This is a genomic window from Promineifilum sp. (SeqCode) (assembly GCF_041918635.1).
Taxonomy (GTDB): domain Bacteria; phylum Chloroflexota; class Anaerolineae; order Promineifilales; family Promineifilaceae; genus Promineifilum.
The window spans coordinates 1-8,525 of the sequence record NZ_JAYRVJ010000253.1; the positions used below are offsets into that span (position 1 = coordinate 1).

9 protein-coding genes are annotated in these 8,525 nt (G+C 63.8%); 1 reads left to right on the forward strand and 8 read right to left on the reverse strand.

What is annotated here, in order from left to right; translation table 11 throughout:
• Nucleotides 1–577, forward strand: a 577-nt coding sequence (locus tag ACE3UY_RS08485) for a hemolysin III family protein (RefSeq protein ID WP_374687108.1), incomplete at its 5' end; no start/stop codon positions are given.
• A gap of 540 nt (nucleotides 578–1,117) precedes the next feature.
• On the opposite strand, the gene ACE3UY_RS08490 is transcribed toward ACE3UY_RS08485, so the two are convergent.
• The 8 genes from ACE3UY_RS08490 to ACE3UY_RS08525 form a co-directional block, all read right to left on the reverse strand.
• On the reverse strand, nucleotides 1,118–1,936 hold the full coding sequence (locus ACE3UY_RS08490) for an ABC transporter permease (protein ID WP_374687109.1): 819 nt from the start codon (nucleotides 1,934–1,936) through the stop codon (nucleotides 1,118–1,120).
• Nucleotides 1,937–1,955: 19 nt separating this feature from the next.
• Nucleotides 1,956–2,867 carry an ABC transporter ATP-binding protein gene (locus tag ACE3UY_RS08495; protein WP_374687110.1) on the reverse strand — a complete coding sequence of 304 codons (912 nt, stop codon included), beginning with the start codon at nucleotides 2,865–2,867 and terminating at the stop codon, nucleotides 1,956–1,958.
• 143 nt (nucleotides 2,868–3,010) lie between these two features.
• A complete protein-coding gene (locus ACE3UY_RS08500; protein ID WP_374687111.1) occupies nucleotides 3,011–3,646 on the reverse strand; it encodes a phosphohydrolase in 636 nt (211 codons plus the stop codon).
• 280 nt (nucleotides 3,647–3,926) lie between these two features.
• Complete coding sequence (locus tag ACE3UY_RS08505; protein WP_374687112.1) at nucleotides 3,927–4,358, reverse strand: DUF86 domain-containing protein; 432 nt, start codon at nucleotides 4,356–4,358, stop codon at nucleotides 3,927–3,929.
• Nucleotides 4,349–4,735 (reverse strand): nucleotidyltransferase domain-containing protein, encoded by a 387-nt coding sequence (locus tag ACE3UY_RS08510; protein ID WP_374687113.1) that lies wholly within the window; start codon nucleotides 4,733–4,735, stop codon nucleotides 4,349–4,351. Before ACE3UY_RS08510 ends, ACE3UY_RS08505 begins: the two co-directional genes overlap by 10 nt.
• Before the next feature lie 220 nt (nucleotides 4,736–4,955).
• On the reverse strand, nucleotides 4,956–6,191 hold the full coding sequence (locus ACE3UY_RS08515; protein ID WP_374687114.1) for a DUF6691 family protein: 1,236 nt from the start codon (nucleotides 6,189–6,191) through the stop codon (nucleotides 4,956–4,958).
• 112 nt (nucleotides 6,192–6,303) lie between these two features.
• Nucleotides 6,304–6,876, reverse strand: a complete 573-nt coding sequence (locus ACE3UY_RS08520) for a YeeE/YedE thiosulfate transporter family protein (RefSeq protein ID WP_374687115.1) — start codon at nucleotides 6,874–6,876, stop codon at nucleotides 6,304–6,306.
• Nucleotides 6,877–6,985: 109 nt separating this feature from the next.
• Nucleotides 6,986–8,525, reverse strand: a 1,540-nt coding sequence (locus ACE3UY_RS08525) for a cytochrome b/b6 domain-containing protein (protein WP_374687116.1), incomplete at its 5' end; no start/stop codon positions are given.

The window sequence follows — 8,525 nt, forward strand, 5'->3', positions numbered from 1 at the left end:
AGCGCTCAGTGTGGCAGCGCTGGTCGTGCTGGTCATCCTGGCCGCGACGCGGGGGACGGGCTGGCACCTTTTCAGCTACACCGTCTACGGCATCAGCCTGCTGTCAGTCTATCTGGCCTCGACGCTCTACCACGGCGTGCAAAAGCCCCGGTTGCGGCCTATACTGCGCAAGGTAGACCACGCCTGTATTTACTTACTCATCGCCGGCACGTACACGCCCTTTGTGCTCATCAGTATGCGCAGCGCGTTGGGATTGACGCTACTGACCATCATTTGGGCGATGGCCGTGTTCGGCATCGTCTACAAGATCTTCTTCATCGACCGGCTGGTCGTGCTGACGACGCTGGCCTACGTGGTGATGGGCTGGATGAGCATCATCGCCTGGCGGCAGATGGTGGCCAACATTCCCGGCCCCGGCCTGTGGCTGCTGATGATCGGCGGCGGGCTATACACCGTCGGCGTAATCTTCTATGCCATGACCAAAATCCGCTACACCCACGCCGTGTGGCACTTTTTCATCCTGGCGGCCAGCGCGTGTCACTTCGCGGCCGTCCTCACCCTCCTGAAGTTAGCATAGCGTAGATTTCGTCTATCAAAGTAACAGGCCGCTCTTCCGAGCGGCCTGTTGTGAAAACCCTATGCCTAGTCTAGCGTGGTCGAAGACCGGTCACTCTCCCTGAGCGTCACCGGTCGGCTACTTCAGGTTCGCTGACATTGCCTCCACGATGACGCTGAGAAGCTTGCGTATCAGGGGTGAACTGAATACACCCGAGTGACCCGATGAAACCCCTTGTATCAGCACTATCCAGAAGAAGATGTCATCATATCTTCCGGGAAGCGCTCCTCGCAGGAAAGAACTGTATATATACATGCAGAACGCACAATATATGGGCAGTTCCAGTTTAACCAATAGTCTGGACACGTAAGCCGCTATCCAGCTAGCTAAGTTAAACGCCACACGAGAGAGCTCCCGGGGGGCCATTTTACCGACCCTCCGGAAGGCTACTACTGAAGCGGTTCATGCACTACCTCCTAAGTATTAGGTTTTCAAAGAGCTGCTCCACCCTTATTCAAAGAGTGAGCCTATTAAGAAGTATAGTTATGAGTCAATCCACTGTCAATAAGTGCTAACAACAAGGGCGCCCACGGCGTAGGGCAACAGCGCCAAGGCGGCGGCGGCCACCGGCAGCCGCCGCTTCGTGTGCTGGCTGTCCCAGCGGAAGAGGTAGAACGCCAGCCCGAAGGCCGTCACGCCCCCGGCCAGCAACACCAGCACCGAGCCCCACGGCCAGAAATCGGCCGCCTGTCCCATCGCCAAGCCCCGGAAGGCGTTCATGGCGTGGGTGGAGGGCAGCAGGTGCGCGGCGATCTGGGCCGCGCGCGGCAGCATGCCGTAGGGGATCATCAGCCCGCCGATCAGCATGGACGGTAGAAAGAAAAGCTGCGACAGTAACATTGTGGCCCGCGAGTTGGGCGAGATGACGCCGATGAGCACGCCCATCCCGGCGCAGGCCAACAGCGTCGCCAGGAAGACAACGATGAAGGCAGGCCAGTTGACAGGCGTGGGCGCGTCGAAGAGCAGCGGCGCGGTGATGCCGATCAGGGCGGCGACGATGACCAGGTGCAGCGAGGTGGTCAGCGCAGGAATGACCAGGATGTTGAGCCGGGGCACGCCGTTGATCAGATAGCTGCGGAAGATACCCGCATCGCGCGCCTGCACCAGTGGGTCCGGCAGGCCCAGGATGGCCGCGGTGTAGATGGCAAATATGACCATCGCCGGCAGGAGCACGTCCCGGAACAGCGGGTTGAGCGCCGTCATGACGAAGCCCATCATCAGGTAGAAGGCCAGCGGGAACAGGTAGTTCAGCAGCAGCAGGCTCCGGTTGCGGATGCCCGTGCGGAACTCGAAGCCAAAGTGGTTGGCGAAAGCGGTCATGAGTACTTCTCCCGAGGGGTCACTTCTTACTATTTGTCAGTTCAAGGAACCGGTCTTCGAGCGACGGCCGTTCGACGCGCAGATCGACCAGTGTATCGTGCTCGGCGTTGACGGCTTCAATGAGCGCGCTGACGGTGCGGCCGATGTCGGTGCTGTAGTAGATAGCGTAGTTGTCCTTGACGGTGTGCCGGGCGACAGCCGGGAAGGCGTGGCCGTTAGCGAGCAGACGGCCCTCGACCGTGTGCACCGAGACTTTGGTCATCCCCGCGCCCGTGGCGGTGATCTGGATGGGCGTGCCGATGGTGACGATGCGCCCCTGGAGCAGGATCGCCACGCGGTCGGCCATCTCCTCCGCCTCGGCCATGTCGTGGGTCGCCAGGACGATGGTCGCGCCATCGGCCTTCAGTTCGCGCATCAGCGTATGCAGCTCAACGCGAGTCTGCACGTCAAGGCCGGCGGTCGGCTCATCGAGGAAGATGACTTGCGGCCGGTGGGCCACGGCGAGGGCCAGGGCCAGCCGGCGCTGCTGGCCCGTGGACAGGGCGTGAAACTGCGTCTGACGCTTCTCAGCCAGGCCCAGGCGGTCGAACAGATCGTAGCGCGGCGCGGCCCCGTGGTAGGCGCAGAACAGCTTCATCGCCTCGTCGGGCGTGATGCTCTCCGGCATACCCGACGACTGAAGCTGGACGCCGATGGCGGAGCGCAGGCCGCGCCGGTCGCGCGTCGGGTCGATGCCCGCCACGCGCAGTTGCCCGGCGTCCGGCGCGCGGATGCCCTCCAGGCATTCCAGGGTAGTTGTCTTGCCGGCGCCGTTGGGGCCTAGCAGGCCGAAGATCTCGCCGCGGGTCACGGCGAAGCTAATGTCGTCAACGGCGGTAAAGTTGCCATACTGTTTGCGGAAGTTGCTGACGGTGATTATTTCTTGGGTCATAGTGGCGTGTTCAATTGGGAACGATGTGGCGCAGGCAGAGCATCCTTGCCGGCGATTTCCCCCCAAGGATAGCCGGCCAGCGGATACCGCGCCTCTATCGTAAGTTATATCTTGGGGAACGCGGCCGGCTCAGCGGCGGGTCCTCAGTCCCCACCCTGCTCAACATATGGCCCGCCCGAACCGTTCAGCGCCTCCAGGGCGCGGTGCATGAGGGCGATGTTGCGGGCTTTGCCCTCGTCGCGGAGGGCGCGGGCGGCGGCGGAGAAGTAGCGGTGCTCTTCCAGAAAGCGGGTCTGGCCGGTCAGCCATTGCGCTTCGCTCTCGGGGGCCAGCCCATAGTGGCGGAGTTCGGCCAGCAGTTTGCGGTTCAGGCCCCAGAAGTCCTCGCGACCTAACAGGTCGAGGTCGGCGTCGCACATGAGCGCTTGCAGGTCGTCGCTGGGCTGCTGGGGCATGCAGGTGGCGGCGATGAGATGGCCGATAGCCTCGACCTGCGCCGACGAATAGCCCAGGCCCGGCAGGGCGGCGCGGGCAATGGCGATACCCTCCGACTCGTGGTCATTGTAGTTGTGGAGAAAGCCGGTGTCGTGAAAGAGCGCGGCCGTCGCCAGCAGCAGGCGCGTCTCGTCATCGAGGCGGGAGCAGCGGCTCAGGCGTCGGGCAGCCGGCAACACGTCGTCGCGGGTGTGCCACAGCGAATGATACGTCAATTGGGGCGGCAGTTCGCGCGCCAACCGGCCAAAAACGTAGCTTTTTGCCCGCGCAAAGTCCGGTTTCATGCTGACTAATCTCCTCCCGACAGGCGCGCAATTGTAGCGATGCTCTCTGTAATTGCACAAATAAACGGCATTGCGCCTGGAGAAGAGAATGGGACGCCGATGGAACGCGGATTCTGGCGCTAATTAGCGCTGCCGCGATGCGGGAGTGGCAGATGGTATAGGCAATCGCCTATAGGCCCATAGCGCAACCTGTCCGGTTCGTAGTTAGGCAATTCATTGCCGTTCTTTTCCCACTCGCGCGGGTAACGGCCATTCGTTGCCTGACTATGTACTGGGCGCGTTATAAATCTACACGATCTAGCCAGACAGTAACTTCTCTCACAAACTGAGGAAAAACACTGAGCGCCTTGCGATAGTTCTGCCACAGCTGGGTTATGTCAACGTCCTGATACAGATGCACCAGAATGTTGCGGAAGCCGCCAAGGCCCTTGAGTTGCTGGTACGTTGTGTCGGAGACAACACCGCGCTCGTGGATACCGGCCAAGCTGGCCTCATAGGTGTTACTGTAGGCGCCAAAGTGGGCGACCAGGATGTGTTCGGCAATGTCCAGGATGATCCCGGCCGCAGCGATAAGGCCGCGCTCGATGATCCAGCGCTGGCTCAGGTCGTCGAGCAGGTCATCTACCGTGACCGACTCGTACAGCAGTAGCTCCGACAGAATGCGGTCTAGCTCTTCCAGGCGACCACTGACACTCTCGCGTTTCAGGACCATCGGGCGAACCGCTCCCGCAACAGCTGCTCGTGCATCCGGCGCACGTGCGCCCGATCTTTGTATTCGCGCAGGGTCGCCAACTCAAAGGCCAACCGCTCCTCGTCATCGGCGGCATATAGGCAACGCCCTTCGCTGATGATCGCAAAGCGAAATTCCGACGTGGCCCGCCGCAGGTCTATGAGGTCGAGCCGCTCGATGCCCAGGTGCTCGCAGAGGGGCTGGTGGAGGAGGTAGGACGGTTGGCCGGGCGGGGTCAGCAGGGCCAGGTCGACATCGTGAACGGGAATGGACGCGCCCTCGAATGCCCGGACCAACGAGCCGAAGAGGTAGGCCAGGCGCACGCCATGACCAGCGAGGAACGGCGCCAGTGCATTCACCCGCCGGCCTATGTCGCTGGGGAGTAGCGCGAACCCACGCCATTTCTCTGAGTTGCTCATAGCTTGCGCCTGATAGTAGCCGACTGCGACGGGCCGGGCAAGCGGGTCAGGCGTAACCGCCTACAGCAGCCTGTCCGGTTCGTAGTCAGGCAAATTATTGCCGTTCTTCGCGCGAGAACAGGCAGAACGGCAATAAATTGCCTGACTACGAACCAACTGCTCAGCCGCAGCCGCCGCCGCCCGGCCCGCGCTTCACCTCCAGGACGATCTTGGGCGTGTAGGTCAGGCCCGCGGCCAACTGCTCGTTGGGCGCGGCGAAGGGGTAGGCCGAGCCGATGGCCGCCGGGAAGCGGAAGGCCAGTTGGTCATCCCCGACGCCGGTCAGGGCGTTCTCGGCCACGAACGTCTCGTCGCCGAAGGTGCGCAACCAGTTATTGATCCCGCCCTCCAGGATGTAGGCGCTGCGGACACTCTCGGCGCGCAGGTAGCGCCACACCTCGGTGGCCGCGGTCTCGTCGTTGCCGACGACGACGACGACGGTGTTGGCCGGCGCGTCGTGGAGTTCATCGAGCAGCGCCGGCAGTTGGGCCAGGGGCGCGTGGCGCGCCTCTTGCAGGTGGAACAGGTTGTAGTCGGCCTCCGGGCGCACGTCGAGGATGATGGTGCGCAGGGTGTCGTCGGTCATGGTCTTCGCCAGTTCGGCCGGATGGATCTGCACCTCCCGGTTGTCCAGCCGCGCCATCTCGGTCGCCTCGATGCGCGCCCACTTCTCGGCCGTGTCCGGCTGGCCGATGAAGGCGACGAGCACGGCCAGGCCGAGCAGCCCCGCCCCGGCGTAGATGCGCCACTTTGGTTCCTGGCTCAGGTCGCGGCCGCCGAAGATGCGCTCCAGTTGCTCTGAGCCCCAGAACATGAATAGGGCCATCAGCACGATCAGCACGACGACCACGCCATAGGGCAGCCCCAGCCATTCGGGGATGGTGAAGCGGCCCAGGTAGGAGGAGTACCAGAACTCCTCGTAGAAGCCGACCGTCTCGCCAAAGGCGAAGATACCGAACAGGACGCCCAGGACGAAGATCAGCCCGTCGATCTTGCCCACGGCGGCCGATACAAGCGAGGTGCCGGGGCAGAAACCACCGAGGATGAACCCGACGCCCATGACCAGGCCGCCAACGATGCCCGGCCACAAGTACGTCGGGTTCACGTAGACCAACGAGAAATCAAGCAACCCCAGCCCAGAGGCGAGAAAGATGAGCACCATCGCCGTGACGATGGCGCCGAACATGACTTTGAGCACGGTCATGTCCTTGAAGTAGAACTGAGCGGCGAGCTTGGGGGCGTTGGCGAAGCCCGACACCTCCAGCGCGAAGCCGAAGGCGATGCCGATCAGCAGATACACGATGTATTGGCCCCAGTGGCCCATGAGCTCGGCGAGTGCTAACGGAAACGGCGCCATGTCATGCTCCGAAGAGGATCACGCAAAGCTAGGTTCTAGGGGCTAGGGGCTAGGGGAAGAACGCTCTTCCCTAGTCCCTAGTCCCTAATCCCTAGCTTTGCGTAAGCCATTCTTAGTTCCACAATTTGCGGACGAAGTAGGCCAGGGCATAGGCCCCGGCGAAGACGGCGAACATGAAGGCCCAACTGCCGACGGACAGCACCGCGCCGCCGGAAAGGGCCTGGCCGCTGGTGCAGCCGCGGGCCAGGCGCGCGCCGTAGCCCATGACGCTGCCGCCCAGGAAGGCGAATAGCCAGCGCACGCGCACGGGGGTGTGGGGGCCGCCCTGCGTCTCGACCTTCGTGCGGCCAAAGAGCCAGCCCGACAGCGCGCCGCCGATGAACAGGCCGATGAAGACGAAGACGACCCAGCTATCGAACGGGTTAGCCTCGCCGCCGGCCATGCTGGTCAGGTAGGCGGTGCGATCGACGTGGCCGGGCGCGAGGAGGTCTTCCAGCCAGACGACTAGCCGGTTCATGCCGCCGGACGCGCCCAGGCCGTTGCCGGTCAGGAAGAAGGTCGCGAAGAGCACCAGGCCCAGCAGGATGCCGCCGGCATAGGGGTGGACGTAGGGCCGGGCGCGCCGGCCGGCGACCGCTTTGGCTTCCGGTGTCTCTTCGATCTGTGGCGTCGAAATCGTCGTCATTCTCTTGCCTCACTTGGAAAGAGCTCACGCAAAGAGCGCAAAGAACGCTAAGAACGCCAAAAGAGATTTCTTCTTTGCGTTCTTTGCGTGAGCTCTTATCTCTCCATCGTTAGTCCGTCGTGCCGGCCATGGGCTGGGCCTCGTGCGCCTCGACAGCCTCGTAGCCCAGCATCATGGCCTTGATCCCCGCCGCCGGCGTCGGGCCGGTGGTGGTCAGGTAGACGTGGAGGATGATGAACGCGGCGAACGTCCAGGCCACCAGCGAATGGAGCGGCCCCAGGAAGGGCAGGCCACCCAACGCCCCGGCTGCGGCCGGCCAGCGCTGCGCGCCCCACATCAGCGCGCCGGTGATGATCTGCAACGGCAGCAGGACATTCAGCACCATCACGTACGTCACCTGCTGCAAGGGGTTCATCTTGCGCTCGCGCGTCTTCTCGAACGGGTGCGGCTCGTTCCGGAAGATGCCGCGCAGGTAGTAGATGGCCTGCTGCGCCGCCTGGTCGAAGAAGCCGCGCGGCCGGGGGATGAACTGGCGGATCTGGCCGCTCGCCAGATGGTAGAAGAGCGAGAGGGCGGCGTTGATGACCAACAGCAGGGCCAGGATGTTGTGCACCTGAACGACGTAGGCGAAGCTGAAGATGCCGAACATATCCGGCTTGTGGATGATCAGGCCGGTGAAGAGCAGCAGCAGGATGGCCGCCGTCTGGAGCCAGTGCCACAGTCGCTCGTAAACGTCATACATGTAGACCTGATGCGTCCCGGCCGGCGCGCCTGGCTCGCCAGCCTCTTTCGCCCGCCGGCGCGCCGCGAAGAAGCGCAGGCCGCCGTGGACGACGACGCCGGCCGACACGCCCAGCACCATGAGCGCGCCGAGCCAGTCGATGAGCCGTACCGCGTTGTGGCCCAGCACATACAGGCCGGCCTCGCCCGTGTCCGGCGCGAAGTGCAGCGTCCCGCCCTCGCCCGCCTCAATCGCGCCGGGCCAGCTCACCAGTCCATTCTCGGCCAATGTTGGTTCTACGCCGCCGGGCGTCCGTCCAGAGAGTTCGATGGGCGCGGCCAGCTTGGAATCTGAGCCGTGACAGGCGCGGCACTCTCGCGTCGCCCACTCCCCATCGGCGACGTTGTGGTGGATGCCGTAAGGCTCCACCTCGCCCGCAATGCGCGGGTTGTCGAGACCCCGGGCGGCCAGCCGGTCGCGGACGGCCGCCACCTGGGCGTCAGTGATTATGTTAAGTTCTGGCGTGGATAGCTGGCCGTCGCCATCGCCGTCAAAGGAGGCCAGGATTTCGCCGGCATACTCACCCTGCGCAGGGTCGCTGAAGTAGGCCGCTTGCAGGTCGCGCAGAGGCACGGGCCGGGCCGGGTCGCCGTAGACCCAGTACCAACTGCTGATCAGGTTGAACGGGGCCAGCGTCGTCGTGCCGTCCGGGTTGGCGCGGGGCAGCAGGACGGGCTGGTAGCCGGTGATGAGGGTCGCCGGAGCGAGCGCGTCGCCCTCCAGGCCACGGTAGGCGCGCACCGGCTGGCCGGCCGCGTCGAGCACCGTCCAGTCAATGGACTGGAGCGCCGGCGCGTAGAGCGTGGGCACGTGGCACGCCTCGCAGGCCACGGCCGCCGTGTGGCGCTCGGCATAGGGCAGCCACTCG

Bases quoted from the DNA above. Each gene is read 5' to 3' on its own strand.
- ACE3UY_RS08490 (WP_374687109.1), bottom strand. From the start codon at position 1,936: ATGACCGCTTTCGCCAACCACTTTGGCTTCGAGTTCCGCACGGGCATC.
- ACE3UY_RS08495 (WP_374687110.1), bottom strand. From the start codon at position 2,867: ATGACCCAAGAAATAATCACCGTCAGCAACTTCCGCAAACAGTATGGC.
- ACE3UY_RS08500 (WP_374687111.1), bottom strand. From the start codon at position 3,646: ATGAAACCGGACTTTGCGCGGGCAAAAAGCTACGTTTTTGGCCGGTTG.
- ACE3UY_RS08505 (WP_374687112.1), bottom strand. From the start codon at position 4,358: ATGGTCCTGAAACGCGAGAGTGTCAGTGGTCGCCTGGAAGAGCTAGAC.
- ACE3UY_RS08515 (WP_374687114.1), bottom strand. From the start codon at position 6,191: ATGGCGCCGTTTCCGTTAGCACTCGCCGAGCTCATGGGCCACTGGGGC.
- ACE3UY_RS08520 (WP_374687115.1), bottom strand. From the start codon at position 6,876: ATGACGACGATTTCGACGCCACAGATCGAAGAGACACCGGAAGCCAAA.